Raw genomic sequence first — 21271 nt, forward strand, 5'->3', positions numbered from 1 at the left:
CAAAGCACCAAGTCGCAGTGGCAACCGACTAAAGTCGGAAGTTCAAATCGCAAGCGCTAAAGCGCTAAGACCCTAGGGCGGGCTCACATTTTATTATGACGGTACTACTTTTTGATATTGACAACACTCTCCTTGATTTTGACAAGGCTGAGTATGATGCATTGGGCAAGATTTTTGCGCATTATCATATCGCTGATACGGCTGAAAATCGGGCGATTTATTCACGAGAAAATAAGGCGCTTTGGCGGATTCATGAGTCGGGCGGAATGTCGCGCGAGGCATTGACTTCGACGCGGTTTGTAAAGGCTTTTGAGGCGCTGAATGTTTGGTCTGATGAGCTTAATGGTGTCGCGATTGATGCGGAATATCAGACCTATTTGTCGGAAGGGCATGAGCTGATGAGCCATGCAAAAGAATTGCTGTCAGTGCTGACAGAGCGCCGTCAGGAGATGTATGTTGTCAGCAATGGCACTTCACGTGTGTCGCGTCCTCGTATTGTGGAAGCGGGGATTGCCGAATACTTCCAAGAAATTTTTATTAGCGAAGAAGTAGGGGCGCATAAGCCTTCTCGCGAATTTTTCGACCGTGTATTTGCGCAGATTGATAGCGCGGAACGTAAGGAATTTACGATTGTCGGTGATAGCCTTGCGACGGACATTTTGGGTGGACGAAACGCTGGGATTCATACGGTTTGGTATAATCCAAAGCATCTCGTATATTCAGAAGATATTAAGCCTGAGCGTGAGATTTCTGATTTGTTAGAGATTTTGGAGCTGGTAGGAGAATAAGAAAAAGCGCTCAATTGAGCGCTTTTAGTATAGTATTTTCCTTAATAATCCCATCCAGTCGCACTTACAGAAATTTCCCAGAGCCTGTCAGCAGCTTTTGGGTCAATCGAGTGCTGACGGACACCGCCGCCAAAGTTGTCAGCTTCGCTGTCTATCATCAGTCTTGCAATATTTACATCCTCACAGTAAATGCCACCTCTGTCTGCAAGATTAGGACTAACCGCTGCCCAAACCTGTGTTGCCGCACCTTGCCGAATGGTTTTGAAATAGCGATATTTGCTCCGGTCAAAGCCAGTTTTTAGAGCTTGAAAAAAGACAGGAAGATGAATCAAGCCAAGTTTGTCAGCGACTGTGCGCAGCCAAGGGGCGATATGAAATTGCTCGCGGCCGATATTTGTTAGCGGAATCATGCCAGGATGAACGGCGAAAGCGCGAATCCCGTCTTTTTGTCCGCGTTCGTCAAGCTTGACGGTGAACAGGACATTTGCCGTTTTAGATTGCTGATAGCCGATTTGAGGGCTGTAAGTACTTTCGTCAGTAAAGTTCCAGTCTGTCAGCAACGGTGTGGACTGTTGCGCGCGACTGGAAACCGTGATGACACGGGCATTTTCAGCTGCTTTTAGCAAGCGCAAAAGCTCCAACGTTAATTGAAAATGTCCGAGATGATTGGTCGCAAAGTGTGACTCAATCCCGCGCTCATCACGCCGTAGCGGCACATACATGATCCCAGCTGAATTGACCAAAATATCAATCTTGGCAAATTGACTTTTGACCTTGTCAGCAAACGCATGAATGCTGACAGGATTCTGTAAGTCCATCGGCAAGATTGTCAAATTTGACAGATCTATAAGCGCTGCCTGCGCCACATCAAGCCGTCTGGCAGGGACGATGACTTGCGCGCCAGCAGCGACAAATTGCTTGACCGTCTCAAGTCCAACGCCCGAATAACCGCCCGTTACCAGCGCAATTTTCCCCGTCAGGTCAATGTCTTTCATCACTTGTTTTGCAGTCGTCAAATGGAATTTGTTGATTCATTTTTTCGCTCCTTATGATATGATACAAGTGTAACGGTTTGAATATCGTTTTTCAAGATAAACCGACTGTCAAAGCACTAAAATTGACAGTTTCAAAGGAGTGTAACATGATCGAGCGCAAAAATCAGTATCAAGCTTTTCACGAATTTATTGTCACGGCGACCATGCAATGTTTGGATACGCGCACAATTTCAGAGTTGTCAGTTACCGAGATCTGCGAGCGGGCAGGTGTCAGTCGCATGGCATTCTATCGCCATTTCAAGAGCAAAGAGCAGGTGGTGCTGGAGTATTTCACACCAATATATGGTGATTTTTTGATAAGTTTATCGGAGTTGACAGAAATCAACAGCCAAATCTTTGCCGAACAACTCGTTGATTTCTTTGCCAGTCAAGGTGCTGAAATCAGAAAAGCCACGCAATCAGGCTATTATCTCCTGATTTTTCAAGTCTTCACCGAAAAACTCGCCGAATTTTATGACAAAACAACGACTTGGGAAGACTACGTCAGCACCAAACGCTAATGGTGGAACGATTTCATGGCAGCAGGTCTATTTTATGTCTTGGGAAATTGGGCAAAACACAACGGACCCGAAACGCGTGAAGAAGTGATAAAAATGGTGATTGAATTTCATGAATGATTGAATAAAAACAGCTCTATTTCGCATTAGAAATAGAGCTGTTTTTTATCAAAGTAAAAGAGTGCTAACACCCCTACCTTCTGAAGTCACTAACTTTGAATTTTGTTCGCTTGCCATAGGGCAAGGCTTCTTGGAGAAGGTGACCTCATATCGAAGATATTAAATTCAGTTAAGGGTTGAAACTCTCAGAATAAGTCTTGACGTCATTGGTTCTCAGCAGTAGAATTGCCATTATTTCCCATACCACTCGGCATTAACATGATTGTTTTTGCTGTTTTTGATGTGCTATTTGTTGGGACAATTACGACATTTGAGTCTGTGGTGACATCGTTAAGACTTGCGCCGTTTGATGAATCATCAGATGATGAGCTACTAGTTCCATCTTGATTTGGTCCTTGTCCCATCTGAGCTTCCTGAACACTTGTGCTACTATTGATTGTGAAAGTTTCAGACGAGCCAGACCTTGTTTTGATAGTAATTGACGACGAGCTTATCGCACTGACCGTTCCCATATCGCCATTTTGCCTATTGCCAGCGAATCCGCCTGATTGTCCTTTAGTAAAATTCGCCGAAGTTTTGCTATTGGCATGACTCTGTCCGACAAAGTAACCGCCAGCAAACCCACCTGCACCAAAGATTATCGCGAGCATTATAGTCAGAATCAATAGAGGAGTCATACTCTTTTTTCTTGTCCTAGCCTGATAGTTATTACTCAATTTCTCTCCTTTTTGTCTAATAATGTATATATTTTACTAGGTAAATCTTTCAATTCTCTTAATTCATTCTTTGCCCGAGCTTAACACATCTATATTTTTTTTGATATGAATGACTTTTTGTTAAAATATTAATTAGAATAAAATGAGAATTCCTCTGAAAAATAGCGACAGAAAATAACAAGGAGAAAAAAGATGAAACAAGCGATTGATGCTTACTTGCAAGCAAAAATTGGTGCAGAAAAAGATTTTCAGACTGATTGGGAAGCACATCGTTATCTAGTCCGTGGGAAAATGTTTGCCATGCACGCGACTGATAAAAATGGGAGAGAAATTTTGACCCTCAAACTCTTGCCCGAACACGCAGAAGAATTGCGTGAGCTACATAAGGATAAAATTATTGCAGGTTATTATATGAATAAAAGGCATTGGAACAGCATTTATCTCGCAGAAAATCTATCTGATGAACTCATCAAAAAGATGATTGACGAGTCTTATCGGCTGATTCTTGGAGGATTTAAAAAGAAAATACAGCGTGAAATCGAAGAAGGAGAAACATGATGATAGAAATTCAAGATTTGAAAAAGTCCTATGGCAATAATCAAGTTTTAAAAGGTGTCAATCTGACGATTGAGAAAGGCTCTTGTACGGCACTTGTCGGTAATAATGGCTCTGGAAAATCAACAATTGTTGATATTATCACAAAGTCTAAAAAGGCAAATAGTGGACAAATCAACTATGACTTTGATGAGCAAAAACTTTTTGAGCATATTGGTGTGCAGCTTCAAAATGCTGACTTTGACCAGCGCTTAAAGGTCAAGGAAATCATTCGACTGTGGCGTGATATTTATGGAGAGCCAGACGCTGAAATTGCACGATTTATAAAGATTTTAGGTATTGATGAAATCATGAATCAGCGTTCAACGAAGTTATCTGGTGGACAAAAACAGAAATTGAGTATTTTACTTTCTGTTTTTCATCAGCCAGAGTTGTTAATTTTGGATGAGTTGACGACAGGATTGGATGCGGCGACACGTGAAGATGTGCGTGAGTTTATTCGTGAATATAATAACAAAGGTAAAACAGTCTTTATCGTCAGCCATTATATGGACGAGGTTGAAGCGCTCTGTGACTATGTTCATTTCCTCAAAGAGGGTGTGATTTTTGAATCAGGAAATCCAAAAGCGCTACTGGTTAAGCATGATGTGAAAAACTTACAAGAGTTTGTCCGAAAAAATATGAGAAAGGAGATAAACCATGTTTAAAGGATTGATGAAATACCACTTTACTGTACTGTCGCGAGATTATCTGAATGTACTCTTTGGATTAGCGCTTCCTTTTGTTATGCTTTTTGCGTTGAGTCAGCAAATCCCAGAAGCTGAACTTTCGGCTTTTCTTGAAAGCCACTTTGTTGTTTGGCTGTTTATTTCAGGAATGGTTTTGACTTTTTTTGGTGTTGCATGGGGGCATATTCATACCAGAAAAACTCGCTTTCTTCGCCGTTTACGTATGACACCAGTGACAGCAAAAGATTTTCTGCTCACAGGATTTACAGCTTGCCTGCCAATTTTAGCGACAATGGCAATTGCTTTGCTTGCTGTGATGAACTTACAAATGGGGAAAGACTTGAGTGGAAGAAATTGGTTGAGCTTTGGTCTTACACTATTAATCGGTTTTGTCATGTGTTATCTGATGAGTATGTTTATGGCGAATGTTGTTCCTAATGCTAAAATGTCAGAGTCACTGATGTATATTGGATTTTTTGGACTGATTGGTCTCTTACAATTTCAACAGATTTTTCCTGAAAATGTAAGGCAAATTTTGGACTATCTGCCCAATTTTAGTGCGTTAGAGATGATGATGACGGCATGGACAGGTGGTAATATTTTTGTAGGTGGAGCGCTTTACATTACGCTTGCTTGGATTATCGTCTTTGGATTACTTACTGTGAAATTTTTCAAATATGAATGAAAGCTATTTCCGAACAATAATAAGATAAAAAAGGTTGACTTCAGACTCAGGCTTTTTTATTTTTGTCGTTCGGGCTAAAATGAAAGTATGAATAAAAAAATGAGAATTTTGGTGATTGGTAGTGGTGGACGTGAACATGCGATTGCAAAGAAGTTTACGCAGAGCGCTCAGGTAAGTGAGGTTTTTTGCGCACCAGGTAACGCTGGCATGAAAAAAGACGGAATTCATATTATCAATATTTCCGAACTTGATAATGAAAATTTAGTAAAATTTGCCCTAAATCAAAACATTGATTTGACTTTTGTTGGTCCCGAAACAGCCTTGATGAATGGGGTGGCGGATTGCTTTGTGGCAGCTCATTTACGTGTTTTTGGACCAACAAAAACGGCGGCCGAGATTGAGGGCTCAAAAGATTTTGCCAAGCGACTCATGAAAAAATATAGAGTGCCAACAGCGGACTATGCGACTTTTGAAGGGTTGGACGAGGCATTAGATTATGTGCGAGAAAAGGGCGCACCGATTGTCATCAAAGCTGACGGTTTGGCAGCTGGCAAGGGTGTGACGGTGGCAATGGACTTGCCCTCTGCTGAGGTAGCTCTGACTGATATTTTTGAGGATGAGCGAGGCAAAGTTGTCATTGAGGAATTTTTAGATGGCGAGGAGTTTTCTTTGTTTAGCTTTGTGCATGAGGGCAAGATTTATCCAATGCCGATTGCGCAAGATCACAAGCGTGCTTTTGATGGCGACAAAGGCCCGAATACTGGGGGGATGGGGGCTTATTCGCCTGTTTTACATCTTTCACAAAGTGTGGTAGATGAAGCACTTGAGCGTGTTGTTAGACCAACAGTTGCAGGTCTAATTTCTGAGGGGAAATCCTTTACTGGCGTGCTTTATGCGGGTTTGATTTTGACTGCTAATGGCGTGAAAACGATAGAGTTTAATGCTCGTTTTGGTGACCCTGAGACGCAGGTCGTTTTACCGCGCTTGACAAGTGATTTGGCGCTAGCGCTTGATGCGATTTTGGATGGACGCGAGCCAGAGCTGACTTGGCTTGAAAATGGTGTCACGCTTGGCGTTGTCGTGGCTTCTGATGGTTATCCTGTAACAAGTACGAAAGATCTGGAAATACCAAATATTCCAGCTGATTTAAACGTTTATTATGCAGGCGTTGCCGAAAAAAATGGCAAGCTTGTGTCGAATGGCGGGCGTGTTTATTTGGTCTCGGAAACGGGAGCAGATGTGTCCTCTGCGCAAAAATCGGTTTATGAGAAGTTGGCGAAATTGGATAATGGCGGAATGTTTTATCGGCATGATATTGGGTCGCGCGGCTTATGAGTAAATTCCTTGTGAGTGCCTGTCTAGCAGGTTTTCCTTGCCGATATGACGGAAAGGCAAAAACTGACCCTGAAGTTGTCAAATTGGTCAAACAAGGACTCGCAATTCCGATTTGTCCCGAACAAATTGGCGGCTTGCCTACGCCACGTCCTGCAGCGGAGCTTGTAGGACAACGAATTTTGAGCGCTACTGGAGAAGATTTTACTGAAAATTTTGTGCGAGGAGCGCAAGAAACATTGCGTTTGGCGCAAGAATTTGGCTGCACAAAAGCCATTCTAAAATCAGGCAGCCCGTCTTGCGGCTTTGGACAAATTTATGACGGCACATTTTCTGGAAAAATGACAGCGGGAATGGGAATTACGGCGCGTTTGCTATGGGAAAATGGTTTTGAAGTGGAGAGTAGATGATTTTTGTTTTTGACCTTGACGGAACGATTTGTTTTGATGGTGTAAAAATCTCTGATGACATTCTGTCAGCACTAACAACGCTTGAAAAACGGGGGCATCCACTCGTTTTTGCTTCCGCTCGTCCTGTCAGAGATATGCTTTCTTTACTTGAGATGTTTCCAAGTCAATTTCTGATTGGTGGTAATGGTTCGATTGTTCGGAATTTTGGTCAGATTGAAGTTGTTCAAGAGATTTCAGATTCGGATTTTGAATATCTAAAGCGACTGATTAAATCAAATGATTTGGACTATTTGGTTGATGGTCAGTGGAACTATTCATTAAAAAATAGAAATGATGAAAAAACGAACATTAATTGCAAAGTTGATGCGAACCATTTAGCGAAAAATGTATCTATGAATGAACTGACAAATATCATCAAATGTAGCTTGCTAAATCTGTCAGTGCTGACAGAAATTGAGGGAGGACTGTCAGATTTGACAGTGGAAATCAAACGTGATGATGAGACTCAAAGTCTTGATTTGACAGCAAAAAATGTCAATAAATATACGACTTTTCGGAATTATTTTCCGCAAGAACCCTATGTTGCAATTGGAAATGATGAGAATGACATTGAGCTTTTGAGAAATGCAAAGATTTCAGTAGCAGTGGGCAACCACTCTGAGCTTGATTTCGCAGATTTTCATATGACAGAAAAAAATATTGCACAATTTTTGCTGAATTTCAGAGCATTCAAAGTTAGCGAAAAATCTTAAAGGACTTAAAGGAGAAAAAATGGCAGAAGTAGCAATTATCATGGGTTCAAGCTCGGACTGGGTAACCATGAAAAATACAGCAGATTTATTAGATGAATTTGGGGTTGAGTATGAAAAATTAGTTGTATCGGCGCATCGTACCCCTGAGTTGATGGCAGAATTCGCACATACTGCGCGCGCGCGAGGCTACAAAGTGATTATCGCTGGAGCAGGAGGGGCTGCGCATTTGCCTGGAATGACGGCGGCAATGACGACACTCCCCGTGATCGGTGTTCCCGTCAAATCGCGTGCCTTATCTGGCTTAGACAGCCTATACTCCATTGTCCAAATGCCCGCAGGTGTCCCTGTGGCGACAATGGCAATAGGTGATAGCGGTGCCAAAAATGCAGCACTTTATGCTGTTCAGATGCTCGCTGTCTATGATGAAGCCTTGCATGAGAAATTGGTGGATTATCGGGAGCAGGCAAAAAAAATGGTTGAAAAATCAAATCACGATTTAGTTTGATTTAATGGGCGTCTAATTTTAAATACAATCGTTGTGGAATATGTAAAAACAATTATATTAACAAACACAAAATCCGAACATTGTTTCGGTTTTTTTAATTTAATACCTTTTTTATGAGAAATTTCCGAACAAAAGTCGTAAAATTTAGTTATATAAGAATTGGGAGTTCATTCTTCGGAATAAATGTAGATTCTAAAAGCATTTTAGAAGTTAAACAGTATTAGAAAAGGGTTGACAAAATGTCAAATAAAAAGAAAACAATTGGAATTATTGGCGGTGGACAACTTGGTCAAATGATGGCTATTTCGGCACAATACATGGGACACAGAGTCATTACGCTAGACCCGAATCCGACCTGTTCAAGTAGTAAAGTGTCTGATGAGATGATTGTGGCAGATTATGATGATGTCGAGAGTTTGCTGAAACTTGCTTATGCTTGTGATGTCATCACTTATGAGTTTGAAAATGTGGATGCGGCGGCTTTGCACCAAATCGAGAGTTGTGTGGCGATTCCTCAGGGTATTCGGTTACTTGAGATTACACAAAATCGTAAGTTTGAAAAGACATTTTTGACTGAGGAGGCAAAAGTTCATGTGGCCCCTTGGCAATTGATTTCAAGTGTTTCTGATTTGCCACATCATGTTGTGAAAAAACAGGTTTTGAAAACTACAACAGGTGGATATGATGGTCATGGACAAGTTGTTTTGAAGACGGATGAAGATTTGATTGCAGCACATCAATTGGTAACTGCAACAGAATGTGTGCTGGAAGATTTTGTACCATTTGAACGTGAGATCTCTGTGATAATGTCCGGAAATGGCGAACAATTCGTTGCTTTTCCGTTAGCAGAAAATACTCATCGTGAAAATATCCTACATCGCACGATTGCGCCTGCGATAATCAGTGACGAAATTGCTGAGAAAGCGCGTCAAATGGCGTTTGATATTGCACGTGAATTGAGTCTTGCAGGAACTTTATGTGTAGAGATGTTTTTGACAGCTGAGGGTGAGATTTTTGTGAATGAATTGGCTCCTAGACCTCATAATAGCGGACATTACACGATTGAAGCGTGTGACTTTTCACAGTTTGATTTGCATATCAAAGGTGTGTTAGGGGAAAAATTGCCAGAGCCTCAGCTTTTAAAAGCTGCGGTGATGCTGAATGTCTTGGGACAACATATTGAACCAGTCAAACAACTTACGGATTCCCATCCTGACTGGCATCAGCATGATTATGGCAAGCCAGAGGCAAAGCACAATCGTAAGATGGGACATCTCACGATTTTGACAGATGATTTTGCCGAAACCTTGAAAGAAATTGAGCAAACAAAGATTTGGTAAAACACAAAAAACACGGTAACCAACCGTGTTTTTTGTGTTTTAGGAGTAAACTTAATGAAAAAGTTTTATTGGAATGATTTTATTATAGACAATCTTACTTAACACTTACTAAAGTAAGGCTAAAATGAGACTAAAATAAAAAATTATTTACTCAAAGAATAAGGAAGTTCAGAATCTTTGTATTGCTGCGGATTTGGTACAATGCCTAGTTCAAATTTTATTTCTCCACCAGCCATTAAATCATCATGACGGAAAAATGTTGTACTGACCGTTTTTTTGTCAGTGCTGACAGATTGAACAAACATTTGCTGTGGCTGATTTGGCTCTGACAGAATCGTCAAATCTTTGCCTGAACTCAAATGCATCACAGCTTTATCCCATAAAGGCAGCCCAATCACATACTCAAGCGAAGCAGCAGTCACAGGATAAAAACCAAGGCTCGAAAAGATATACCATGCCGCCATTGTGCCATTATCCTCGTCTCCTGGATAGCCGTTTGGCGTATCGTCAAACGCTTGCGTGAGCAGATTTTTAATCAAAGGTTGCGCCATCCAAGGCTTGCCGATGTAGCTGAACAGGTAAGGATAGTGGAAACTTGGCTGATTGGAAATTGCGACTTGCCCGAACTCCAGCGCTGCCATCTCACTCATCTCGTGGATTTCAAAGCCATATCCTTCAACATTGAAGTTTGGTCGCTGATTGCAAAGCTCAATCAATTTCTGTTCAAAATTATCTGCTCCACCGTGCAAATTTATCAAGCCAGCGAAGTCTTGAAAGACAGACCAAGAGGTTTGCCAAGCAGAACCTTCTGCATAATCACGCCCCCAGCGAACATCAAGAAAATCAGGTCGAAATTCGCCATTTTCGTCTTTTGCTCGCATAAATCCAGTCGTTTTATCAAAAATATTACGATAGTTGAGTGCTTGTTTGGCGTAAAAATCTGCCGTTTCATTATCTCCAACAACTTTTGCAACACGTGAAATACAATAATCCGAAAAAGAATAATCCAATGTGTGATTGACCGATTCGTGGTGGGCAAGCGGCACATATCCGTATTTCAAATAATCCGCTGTCCCTTGCCGCCCGTAGTTCGGATTGTCAGATTGCACGGTCGCTGATTTTTTCATTGCGCTCAAAAACTCAGGCATCAAATCTGGACGAATCCCCTTTGCTGCGGCATCTGCGATGACTGCGTCAATCAAGGTACCTGGCATTAAACCGCGCTCGTCAGGTGACAACCATTTCGGCAAAAATCCTGTTTCACGGTAAGAATTTAAGAAGCCTTCGAGCATATCGCCGTATTGCTCCACAGCGATGAGCGAGTAAAGCGGATAGACGGTGCGGAAAGTGTCCCAAAAACCATTATTGGTGTAGAGTGGACCAGATTTGACCGACTTGTCAAAGGTGTCATAATGAATTTTCTTTCCCTTCTGGTCAAATTCATAAAAAGTCTGTGGGAATAAGAAAGCCCGATACAAATTGTGGTAAAAAGTTGAGACTTGACTTGCGTCATGATGTTCAATCTCAATCTTAGAAAGCTGTTCATTCCATGCTTTTTCGGCGTTTTCCAAATAGTTTTCAACTGACCATTCTTGTTCTCTTGAAAGATTTAATTTTGCTTGGTCATATGAGATAAATGAAGTGCCAAAACGGACAATTTGCTTACTGACCGCTCCAAAATCAATTCTGACAGCGCCGTCAGTGCCTGAGCATTTTCTGTCAGCACTTACCGAATTTTTGTCAGTACTGACAGGATTATCAAATGCCATGACAACGTAGAATTTGAAATCTTTGTCCTCACATCCTGCAAAATTCACGACTGAAAAGGCGATTTCGTTTTCTGTCAGTACTGACAGCTCATATTTTCCAGGTAAATGCAACATTAGCGCATTGTCCTGAACTGCTGAATTGTTGAATTCCATTTCCAAAACACCACCATACATTGATGGAATCAAGCGTGAAGTGATTTGATAGCGCAACTGTGTCAATTTTATCTGTGCAGGGGTCATCACAGCTTCTCTCGGACGATACGATGAAATCGTGTGCCAGAGTGATGTTTCAGGCAAATAGCCTGCCACAGGCGTCATCGTAAAATGCGAAAAATCTCCCATCCACGGACTTGGCTGATGCGTCAGACGATAGCCCTCAAACGTTTGGTCTTCTGGATGAAACCACCATGCTCCCTTGTTATCGGCCGTTGAAGGGGCAAAATAATTCATTCCCCAAGGCAGTCCAGTGTAGGGCAAACAATTTCCGTGAGAAAAACTCCCTGAATTTGCTGTTGCATGACGTGTGTCAATTGTGCTGAGGTTCATTTCAACTCCTTTGAGATAAGATTTTATAAGTGGTTAAGCGATTGAGTTCAATCGTTGACAGGATAAAATTAGAGCAGCCTTATTTTGTTGTGTTTCGTTCAATAAGTTGAATAGGAATTTTTACATCATTTGGTACAAGCCCAGTATTAATCCACTCTACAAGTAATTCTCCTGCTTTTTTTCCAATTCCAGCGAAATCTTGAGCAATTGTTGTAAGTGGTGGATTTGATAAACTTGCTGCTAAGATATTATCAAATCCGATAATCGAAACATCATTTGGTATATCAATTCCTTGCGCTTGTAAGTTTGCCATCGTTTGCAATGCGACAAGGTCGTTTTCACAGATTAAAGCTGTAACTTGTTCTTCATTAATTAAGTGAATAATGGAGTCCTCGTTTACATTTTTATCATCTAAAGTAGTATGGAAAGTTAAGTGGCTTTCCTTTAGAACCTTGACATATCCGAGATAACGATTGCGCGTTGTATGCGGATGATGTTCTTCATTACTCATGACAAAGGCAATACGCTCGTGTCCAAGACTGACAAGCGCTTGGGCAGCCTGCTCTCCACCATTAAAGTTATCAGAGGCCACACAAGGAAATCCCAAATCATAGATTTGCTTATCAAGCAAGACAACAGGGAAGTTTTGAAGAGAAAGTTCTAGTAAAACATCTAAATAATCTTCGGTATGCATTGGATAATAAACCAAACCATCGAAGTTTTCCTTGATTTGGGCCGCAGTGTTTTCTTTTAAATAGTTTGAATAAGTGATGAAAATAGTCGTATCATTTTCCTTTAAAGCAGGAGCAAGCCCCTGAGTAAAATCTCCAAAAGACATTCCCTCAAAAGGAATGACAAACAAAACTCGTTTAAGAAGAGCGGTATTGCTTGTACTGGGACTTTTTACAAAAGTTCCCTTTCCTCTTGTCCGAGTAACCATGCCGAGTTGTTCCAATTCTGTCAGCGCGCGTTTAGCAGTAATGCGACTGACTTTATAAGTATCAGAAAGCTCTTTTTCTGTAGGAAGTTGCTCACCAGATTGAATCTTTTTAGTAATGATATTTTTCTTTAATTCATCAGAAATTTGTTGGTATAATGGTACATTCATGCGATTGTCCCTTTTTCTATAAATTAATTGATATACCATATTTTACTCTTTTTTGACAAAAATACAAGTCTTTTGAGTAAGAAAACGATTACTCTTTCAAAAAAGACATATCCTTTTTAAGTTGAAATTCAGAAATAATACATTTAGGTTGCAAAATTAACATAAATTTAATGAAAAACATCAAGTAAGCCCTTGCAAATCAAAAAGAAAAATAATACAATGAATATAAATGATATATCAAATATAAAAAATGAGCATTATTTCAGGCAGAAATGATGAAAAGGAGAGGAAGTGAATCCCATCATTCCGAAATCAGTGACAGACTTTATGAATGAAATCACAAATTTATGTGGTATAGAACACAAAAATTGGGCAGTTAATTTTAATCAATCATTTTCTAATACGTTGGAAACAACCGTAAAACGATATGATGATGGCAGTACCTTTCTCTTGACGGGTGATATTCCAGCAATGTGGCTGCGAGACTCGACAGCTCAATTACGTCCTTATCTTGTCCTTGCTAAAGATGATAAGGATATTTTAAAGATGATTGCTGGTTTGGTTCAAAAACAATTCTTCTTTATTAACCTTGACCCTTATGCAAATGCTTTTAATGAAGCGGCTAATGGCGCTGGACACCAGACTGACCATACTAATTTTAATGAAAATAGGAATTGGATCTGGGAGAGAAAATACGAGATTGACTCGCTTTGTTATCCAGTACAGCTTGCTTATTTACTTTATAAGAATACAGGGTCGACAGCTCATTTTGACGAAAATTTTGTAAATGGTGTCCAGAAAATATTGGAAGTGTTCAAGACAGAAATAAATCATGAACAATCTCCTTATCGTTTTACCCGTGATACTGAACGTAAAGAGGACACTTTGACACGGGAGGGGCGAGGTGCTGAGGTTGCTTATACAGGGATGACTTGGTCAGGTTTTAGACCGAGTGATGATGCTTGTGAATATGGATATCTTGTTCCATCAAATATGTTTGCGGTAGTGATATTAGGATATATCAAATCAATATTTAGTGAAATTATAGAAAATACAGAGCTTGCGAGTGAGGCGGATGAATTGCAACGAACGATTCAACAAGGACTAGATGAATTTGCTAGGGTTAAAAATGAAGCGGGGCAAGAAATTTGGGCTTACGATGTTGATGGTTTGGGGCATCAAGCAATTATGGATGACAGCAATGTACCAAACTTAATCGCAGCTCCTTATTTAGGTTATTGTGATTCCGACGACGAGCTTTATTTGAACACAAGAAGAACGATGTTGAGTAAGGAAAATCCTTATTACTATGAAGGAAAGTTTGCGCGTGGTATTGGTTCAAGTCACACGCCAGAAAATTATGTTTGGCCTATCGCTCTCGCGATGGAAGGGATGACTACAAAAGATAAGCTTGAAAAAGAGCGGATTTTAAATCACTTGGTTGCGACAGATGCTGGAACACATCTCATGCACGAGGGATTTGATGTGGATAATCCAGATCATTATACACGTGAGTGGTTTAGTTGGGCGAATATGATGTTTTGCGAACTTGTCATGGATTACTTTGATATTCGTGTTGAGATATGACATTCTATAAAAATAGTATCATTTGTCTTTTCAATTGATTAGCCAACATGAAAACTATGAAAATATTTTTATATTGAAAGAATTAATTCTTAAAAAAGGAAGATATGAAAAAGAAAACAGTACACATCATTTCCCATAGTCACTGGGATAGAGAATGGTATATGGCTTATGAAGAGCACCATATGCGATTGATTAATTTGGTAGATGACTTGCTTGAGTTGTTTAAGACGGATTCTGACTTTGATAGCTTTCACTTGGATGGACAGACGATTATCTTGGATGATTATTTACAGGTTCGACCAGAGCGGGAAGCTGAGGTGCGTGCGGCGATTGCAGCCGGCAAACTTCGAATCGGTCCTTTCTATATTTTGCAGGATGATTTTCTGATTTCTCCTGAATCAAATGTACGTAATATGTTGATTGGGCGCAAGGAGTCTGAGCGTTTCGGAGCACCTGTTGAACTTGGTTATTTCCCTGATACCTTTGGTAATATGGGACAAACGCCTCAATTGATGAAACAAGCAAGGCTTGATGTGGCGGCGTTTGGACGAGGTGTGAAGCCGATTGGTTTTGATAATCAGGTGCTTGCGCAATCAGAGGAAGCCTATACTTCACAATTTTCTGAGATGTGGTGGGAAGGGCCTGATGGTACGAAAATCTTGGGGATTTTATTTGCAAACTGGTACTCTAATGGCAATGAAATTCCTGCAGAAAAAAAGGCAGCCATTGAGTTTTGGAAGCAAAAATTGACTGATGTTGAGAAATTTGCTTCAACCTCACATCTTTTGATGATGAATGGTGTTGACCACCAGCCTGTGCAAAAGGATTTAAGTGCCGCAATTAGATTGGCAAACGAACTTTTCCCCGATTATGAATTTGTTCATTCAAACTGGCCAAAATATCTGGAAGCAGTGAAATCTGATCTGCCAGAAAATTTATCAACGGTGAACGGAGAGTTGACTTCACAAGAAACAGATGGCTGGTACACGCTTGCTAATACTGCATCTAGTCGAGTTTATTTGAAGCAGTTCAATACAAAAGTTGAGCGAAAGTTAGAAAATATTGCTGAACCTCTATCGAGTTTGGCATATCGTTTGACAGGTGAATATCCGCATGATAAGTTGACTTATGCTTGGAAAACTTTGCTCCAAAATCATCCTCATGACAGTATTTGTGGATGCTCATTGGATGAGGTTCATCGTGAGATGATGACACGTTTTGAAAAATCTGAGTCTGTGGCTGACTATTTAATTGAAGATGCTTTAATCACTTTATCAAAAGGTATATCATTTGAAGGTGAACATCCTTTTGTTGTTTTCAACACATCGGGTCACAAAAAAACAGGGGAAGTTGACGTTGAGGTAGTCCTTACAAGAAAACTTTTCAGAGAAGGTTTACCAGAGCAATTATATGATGAACTGAAAGCACAACCTAAGCATATTTACAAAGTAGTTGATAGTGAGGGAATTGCAGTTCCAGCAGAAATTAGTGCTGAGGAAGTTCTTTTTGATTATGACCTTCCTAAAGACCGTTTCCGTATTCCTTATATGAAACGCTTTGTTAAAGTGAAACTATTTTTAAATGAGATGGATGCTTTGTCTTGGAAGACCTTTGATTTAGTAGAAATACCAGAAGAAGTAACTACTGATGAGAGTATGATTTCTGGTTGCACGATTGAAAATGAACTTATAAAAGTTTCTGTCAGCACTGATGGAAGTTTGTCAGTAACGGATAAACAGCTTAATCGCACATTTAATGATTTACTTATTTTTGAAGATACGGGCGATATTGGAAATGAATATATCTTTTTCCAACCTACGGGAACACAGGCGATTTTATCTACTGACGGCTTAGCCAAAGTTTCTGTCAGAACTGACAGACCTGAAATCGCACAAATTCAGCTGATACAAACGATGATGATTCCAAAATCTGCTGACGAATTGCTTGATGAAGAACAAAAGAAAGTCAAAGAATTTCATCATAGACAAGCAAAACGCTCTATAGAATTGGTGCCTTTTGAGTTGAACACAGTCATTACAGTGAGAAAAAATTCACGTAAAATTGATTTTGAAACAACTTTTGACAATGAGATGAAAGACCACCGTGTGCGCGTGCTATTTCCGTCAGAACTGACAGAAGATACGCATGAAGCTGACAGCATTTATGAAGTGGTCAAACGTCCAAATAGCATGCCAAAAACATGGAAAAATCCAACTAATCCGCAACATCAGGGCGCTTTTGTCAATCTACATAATGATGATTATGGTATAACAATTGGTAACTTTGGACTCAATGAATATGAAATTGTTAATCGTTCAACTATTGCACTGACACTTCTGAGAGCAGTGGGTGAGTTAGGAGATTGGGGATATTTCCCAACGCCAGAAGCACAAACACTTGGGTCACACACTTTTAATTACAGTTTAGAGCTTCACGGCAGACCTGAGCAGCGTTATGAAACATATAAAAATGCTTATGCTGCACAGATTCCATTCTCGTCAGTTCTCCTTGATTCGTCAGCACTGACAGAAAACGATAGGCATACTAATTTATCTCATGAAGGAAAAGTTATCGAAGTTGATGCTGATAAATTTGCAATTACAGCTTTGAAGCGCCGCGAGAGCGATAATGGATTGATTTTGAGAGGTTATAATTTATCAAATCAAAATGAAAAAATGGAAGTCAAAGCAGAAACGACTTCACTAAATTTACTTGAAGAAGAAATCGGAGAAAAACCAGAAAATCTCGCTCCTTATGAGATTAGAACCTTGTTGATAAAAGAAGGTCTAACTAATGATGGAGAAGATTCTACTCGGCAGATGAAATCTCCGAAGGAGGAATCAAATTGAGAAAATTTTTTAAAAACCTCTGGCGCTATAAAGCACTCGTCTTAATGGTATTGCCGGGTGCGATTTGGATGATTTTCTTCTTCTATATACCAGTACTTGCCAACGTTGTAGCATTCAAAAACTTTCAATTTAGTCCAAATGGTTTCCTTGATAGTCTGATGAAGAGTCCTTGGGTGGGATTCAAAAACTTTGAATTCCTGTTTAAATCAGGCGCAGCTTTTGAAATTACAAGAAATACAGTTTTGTATAACTTGGGATTTATCATCTTAAATCTGATTATCTCTGTGACTTTTGCGATTATCATGTCTGAGTTACGTAACAAGCGTTTAGTCAAAGTTTATCAGACGATGACGCTCTTACCATACTTTCTTTCTTGGGTCGTCATTGGATACTTTGTCTATGCTTTCTTGAGCGTAGACAAAGGTTTGGTTAATCAGTGGCTTACAGGACATGGTGGAACTGCAATCCAGTGGTATTCCGATCCGAGATTCTGGCCATTTATCTTGTTATTCATTGGGACATGGAAAAATATTGGCTACAATTCGATTATCTATTTTGCCACAGTAATGGGGATTGACCCTACTTACTATGAAGCATCAATGGTCGATGGTGCAACGAAATGGCAACAAATCAAAAATATTACCATTCCACAACTTGCGCCTTTGATTACCATCATGACGATTTTGGCAGCGGGACGGATTTTCTCAGCTGACTTCGGATTATTCTTCAATATTCCGCAAAACTCTGGTGCGCTTTACTCTGTGACACAAGTCCTTGATACCTATATTTATAATGGTTTAAAGAGTACGGGAGACCTTGGTACGTCAACAGCTGCTGCCCTTTATCAATCCGTTGTTGGTTTTGTCTTTCTGATGTTTACCAACTGGCTTGCACGTCGTGTTGACAACGAATCAGCATTATTCTAGGAAAGGAAAATCATCATCTGGTTAAAATTATGAAAAAGAAAAAAATTACCCAAGTGAGTGTGCGCCAATTTAATAAGCCTGTCAATTTGATTTTCAACATTATCATTGCTATTTTTGCACTCTCATGTATCTTACCTTTCCTGTTTGTTGTGGCAATTTCGGTAACAAAAGAATCTGCAATCATGTCGCATGGCTATAGTTTCTGGCCAAGTCAATTTAGTTTTGATGGCTACACTTTCCTCTTCGGTCAAATGAAAAGCCAAATCCTGCAATCATTGTTGGTCACTGTGACTGTTACGGTATCGGGGACAATTCTTAATTCGTCAATTGTCTCTCTATATGCCTATGCTATCTCTCGAAATAATTTTCCATTCCGCAAGTTTTTCACTATCTTTGCACTGATTACAATGCTCTTTTCACCAGGGATGGTAGCAACTTATTTGGTCACTACAAACTTACTACATCTTGGTGATACGATCTTTGCACTGATTGTCCCAAGTATGGTCAATGTTTTCAACATTATTGTTATGCGAACATTCTTTAAACGTTCTGTACCTGATGCGATTATTGAGTCTGCAAGGATTGACGGTGCAAGTGAGATGCGTATCTTTACACAAATTGTCTTACCACTTGCAGTGCCTGGTGTAGCAACGATTTCATTATTTGCAGCGCTAGGTTATTGGAATGATTGGTTCAATGCTCTGCTCTATATTCAAAATGACAATCTTATCCCATTGCAATATTTATTGATGAAAATTCAAAACAATTTGCAATATCTGATGCAAAATGCTGTTGCAGGAGCACAACTTCAAGGAGGATTAGCTTCTTTACCTGGTGAGTCTGCTCGGATGGCAATTGTTGTTGTATCTATCTTGCCTATCGTTATCTCTTATCCATTCTTCCAACGTTATTTTGTTCGAGGATTGACGATTGGAGGTGTGAAAGAATAATAAAACACCAAACTTTACCATTAGATGCCACAAGTTGATAACAGTGGCAATCTGTTACATCTTCATTGATCTTTTTATCGAAACAAGTGCGTGCTAATACCTCTAAGTGGAGATAAAGCAACACTAAGTCTCGAATTTTGTCCACTGCCCTAGGGTGTTAGTGATTTGCGACTCGACTTGTGGCTTTAGCCACTTAGCGAGAGTGGACAGCGAAGCGAAGCGGAGATAGCACTTAGGCTTCTGGGACAAGACCATTTCGCCTTGCGACTTTAGTCGGTTAGTGAAATCGACAACGTAGCGAAGCGGAGATGTGAGGTTGTCCCCAAATTCAGTGGTAAGTTGAAATTCCCACTGAATAAGTTCTTGACTTCATCGTTATGAACTGCTTTGACAAAGCGTTGAAGCAGTGAAAAAATAATTTATTTTTAAAGCGTTTACAAAAATTAATTTGTTAATAATAATTGGGCAAACCCCAAAGGAGTAAAACATAATGAAAACATCACAAAAAGTCGTACTCGGCGCAGTTTCAGTGCTCTCTGCTTTGACTCTTGTTGCTTGTGGAAATTCTGCATCAGCAAAAAAGCCAAGCGGACCTGTTACGCTAAAGATGTATCAAGTTGGAGACGCACCTGTCAATCTTAAAACGTTGTTGGCGAATACGAATAAGGTTTTAGAAAAGAAAATCAACGCGAAATTGGATATTCAATATATCGGTTGGGGAGATTGGGCGACAAAGATGAACGTTATCGTTTCATCAGGTCAAAACTATGATATGTCACTCTCAAATGGTTATGTTGTTAATGCTGGGAAAGGTGCGTATGCAGATTTGACAAAGCTTTTGCCTAAATATGCGCCTGATTATTATAAACAATTGAGTAAAGATTATATCAAAGGGAATGAAGTAAATGGTAAACTTTATGCCGTCCCTACAAATGCAAATATCTATGCTCAACAAATGTTGACGTTCAATTCTGCTTATTTAAAGAAATATAATATTGATGTTTCAGGAATCAAAACTTATGCTGACGCAACAAAAGTGATGGAAGAATTCCACAAAGCTAATCCTTCAGTCGCAACACTTGCCATTGGTCAAGGTTATGTGGCTTCGGGTGATTACGACTATGTCTTAGGAAATACTCTACCATTTGCGGTATCTACCACAGGAGATGGGTCAAAGATTGTCAATCCTTATGATCAAAAAGACTTCCAAGATATTTTGAAAGTTCATCGCCAATGGTATAAAGAAGGAATCATTCCTGCCGGTGCTGCAACATTTAACCAAGGATATCCATTGAATGGGGATACATGGTTTGCTCAAGTACAGACACAAGGGCCTTTCGACTATGGAGATAATGCATTAAAATTGGCAGCCAATCAAGATGTACAATCTGAGCCTATTACCGTTCCATTGATTACAACTTCACAAGCCCAAATGGCGAACTTTGTTGTATCAAATACGTCTAAACACAAAGAATTAGCTGTTAAAGCATTTAATATTATTAATTCTGACCCTGAAGTTTTGAACGGTTTGGTTTATGGTCCAGAAGGTACAAACTGGAAGTTCACTGGTAAAGAAGTAGCAGGTGTTAAACAAATTGAATTGACATCCGAGTATGCAAAAGGTAACACTCACATGGCTGCTTGGAACACAGGAAACAACGCTATCTTGTATTTACCAACTACTGTTACGGCTGAACAAGTAAAAGAACGTGATGCCTCAATTGCGGCAGCTAAAACTTCTCCATTGCTTGGCTTTAACTTTGATACAGCCAGCGTACAATCACAAATCACAGCAATCCAAAATGTTATGGCCAAATATATCAATGACATCAATACTGGTACAGTTGACCCAACAACAACCATCAAGAAAATGGATGCAGAGCTTAAAACAGCTGGTTATGATGATGTTTTGAAAGAAATGCAAAAACAATATGATGCGTTCAAAGCAGCAAATAACTAAGTATATCTTGACGCGCAAGACTTCTTTCTATAGATTTTTTAAGTAGTTGAGAAGTCTTGTTTTCTTATGTTTTTTGAATATAAATTTTAGAGG

19 protein-coding genes are annotated in these 21271 nt (G+C 39.8%); 15 read left to right on the forward strand and 4 right to left on the reverse strand.

The features are described from left to right. Window positions 1–95: 95 nt before the first annotated feature. Window positions 96–788: a YjjG family noncanonical pyrimidine nucleotidase gene (locus tag D7I46_RS02385; RefSeq protein WP_120771424.1), complete on the forward strand. Its 693-nt coding sequence runs from the start codon at window positions 96–98 to the stop codon at window positions 786–788. Between the two features lie 41 nt (window positions 789–829). Here D7I46_RS02385 and D7I46_RS02390 read toward each other — a convergent pair whose 3' ends face one another. Continuing rightward, complete coding sequence (locus D7I46_RS02390) at window positions 830–1783, reverse strand: SDR family NAD(P)-dependent oxidoreductase (protein ID WP_120773266.1); 954 nt, start codon at window positions 1781–1783, stop codon at window positions 830–832. A gap of 146 nt (window positions 1784–1929) precedes the next feature. On the opposite strand from D7I46_RS02390, the gene D7I46_RS02395 reads away from it, so the two are divergent. Further along, on the forward strand, window positions 1930–2343 hold the full coding sequence (locus D7I46_RS02395) for a TetR/AcrR family transcriptional regulator (protein WP_240424475.1): 414 nt from the start codon (window positions 1930–1932) through the stop codon (window positions 2341–2343). A gap of 320 nt (window positions 2344–2663) precedes the next feature. Here D7I46_RS02395 and D7I46_RS02400 read toward each other — a convergent pair whose 3' ends face one another. After that, window positions 2664–3176 (reverse strand): hypothetical protein, encoded by a 513-nt coding sequence (locus tag D7I46_RS02400; RefSeq protein WP_120771425.1) that lies wholly within the window; start codon window positions 3174–3176, stop codon window positions 2664–2666. 192 nt (window positions 3177–3368) lie between these two features. Here D7I46_RS02400 and D7I46_RS02405 point away from each other — a divergent pair, with 192 nt between their 5' ends. The 8 genes from D7I46_RS02405 to purK all read left to right on the forward strand — a co-directional run bounded on the left by D7I46_RS02405 (window position 3369) and on the right by purK (window position 9483). Further along, window positions 3369–3734 (forward strand): MmcQ/YjbR family DNA-binding protein, encoded by a 366-nt coding sequence (locus D7I46_RS02405; RefSeq protein ID WP_120771426.1) that lies wholly within the window; start codon window positions 3369–3371, stop codon window positions 3732–3734. Next, window positions 3731–4438, forward strand: coding sequence for an ABC transporter ATP-binding protein (locus D7I46_RS02410; protein ID WP_120771427.1), 708 nt, complete (start codon window positions 3731–3733; stop codon window positions 4436–4438). Before D7I46_RS02405 ends, D7I46_RS02410 begins: the two co-directional genes overlap by 4 nt. Continuing rightward, window positions 4431–5144, forward strand: a complete 714-nt coding sequence (locus D7I46_RS02415; RefSeq protein ID WP_120771428.1) for an ABC transporter permease — start codon at window positions 4431–4433, stop codon at window positions 5142–5144. The genes D7I46_RS02410 and D7I46_RS02415 overlap by 8 nt, the downstream gene beginning before the upstream one ends. Before the next feature lie 99 nt (window positions 5145–5243). Beyond that, window positions 5244–6479 (forward strand): phosphoribosylamine--glycine ligase, encoded by a 1236-nt coding sequence (gene purD / locus D7I46_RS02420; RefSeq protein ID WP_120773267.1) that lies wholly within the window; start codon window positions 5244–5246, stop codon window positions 6477–6479. Then, window positions 6476–6886, forward strand: coding sequence for a 2-thiouracil desulfurase family protein (locus D7I46_RS02425; RefSeq protein WP_120771429.1), 411 nt, complete (start codon window positions 6476–6478; stop codon window positions 6884–6886). The genes purD and D7I46_RS02425 overlap by 4 nt, the downstream gene beginning before the upstream one ends. Further along, window positions 6883–7638, forward strand: coding sequence for an HAD-IIB family hydrolase (locus D7I46_RS02430; RefSeq protein ID WP_120771430.1), 756 nt, complete (start codon window positions 6883–6885; stop codon window positions 7636–7638). Before D7I46_RS02425 ends, D7I46_RS02430 begins: the two co-directional genes overlap by 4 nt. Window positions 7639–7657: 19 nt before the next feature. After that, window positions 7658–8143: a 5-(carboxyamino)imidazole ribonucleotide mutase gene (gene purE, locus D7I46_RS02435; protein ID WP_120771431.1), complete on the forward strand. Its 486-nt coding sequence runs from the start codon at window positions 7658–7660 to the stop codon at window positions 8141–8143. A gap of 239 nt (window positions 8144–8382) precedes the next feature. Then, window positions 8383–9483, forward strand: a complete 1101-nt coding sequence (gene purK, locus D7I46_RS02440) for a 5-(carboxyamino)imidazole ribonucleotide synthase (protein ID WP_120771432.1) — start codon at window positions 8383–8385, stop codon at window positions 9481–9483. 143 nt (window positions 9484–9626) lie between these two features. On the opposite strand, the gene D7I46_RS02445 is transcribed toward purK, so the two are convergent. Together D7I46_RS02445 and D7I46_RS02450 are read right to left on the reverse strand one after the other, a co-directional pair. Next, on the reverse strand, window positions 9627–11798 hold the full coding sequence (locus D7I46_RS02445; protein WP_120771433.1) for a GH92 family glycosyl hydrolase: 2172 nt from the start codon (window positions 11796–11798) through the stop codon (window positions 9627–9629). 79 nt (window positions 11799–11877) lie between these two features. Then, a complete protein-coding gene (locus tag D7I46_RS02450; protein WP_120771434.1) occupies window positions 11878–12906 on the reverse strand; it encodes a GntR family transcriptional regulator in 1029 nt (342 codons plus the stop codon). A 327-nt stretch (window positions 12907–13233) separates the two neighbouring features. On the opposite strand from D7I46_RS02450, the gene D7I46_RS02455 reads away from it, so the two are divergent. The 5 genes from D7I46_RS02455 (at window position 13234) to D7I46_RS02475 (ending at window position 21178) form a co-directional block, all read left to right on the forward strand. Further along, entirely contained in the window at window positions 13234–14493 is a 1260-nt protein-coding gene (locus D7I46_RS02455; RefSeq protein ID WP_162930921.1) for a glycoside hydrolase family 125 protein, read from the forward strand. Window positions 14494–14597: 104 nt separating this feature from the next. After that, window positions 14598–17342, forward strand: a complete 2745-nt coding sequence (locus D7I46_RS02460; protein WP_120771436.1) for an alpha-mannosidase — start codon at window positions 14598–14600, stop codon at window positions 17340–17342. Window positions 17343–17386: 44 nt separating this feature from the next. After that, window positions 17387–18268: an ABC transporter permease gene (locus tag D7I46_RS02465; protein WP_162930922.1), complete on the forward strand. Its 882-nt coding sequence runs from the start codon at window positions 17387–17389 to the stop codon at window positions 18266–18268. A 29-nt stretch (window positions 18269–18297) separates the two neighbouring features. Further along, a complete protein-coding gene (locus D7I46_RS02470) occupies window positions 18298–19218 on the forward strand; it encodes a carbohydrate ABC transporter permease (protein ID WP_120771438.1) in 921 nt (306 codons plus the stop codon). 490 nt (window positions 19219–19708) lie between these two features. After that, the gene (locus D7I46_RS02475; protein WP_120771439.1) at window positions 19709–21178 is read left to right on the forward strand and encodes an ABC transporter substrate-binding protein; all 1470 of its coding nucleotides are present in this window, start codon (window positions 19709–19711) and stop codon (window positions 21176–21178) included. Window positions 21179–21271 lie beyond the last annotated feature (93 nt).

Origin of the sequence: Lactococcus allomyrinae (assembly GCF_003627095.1) — a bacterium.
GTDB classification, from domain to species: Bacteria; Bacillota; Bacilli; order Lactobacillales; family Streptococcaceae; genus Lactococcus; species Lactococcus allomyrinae.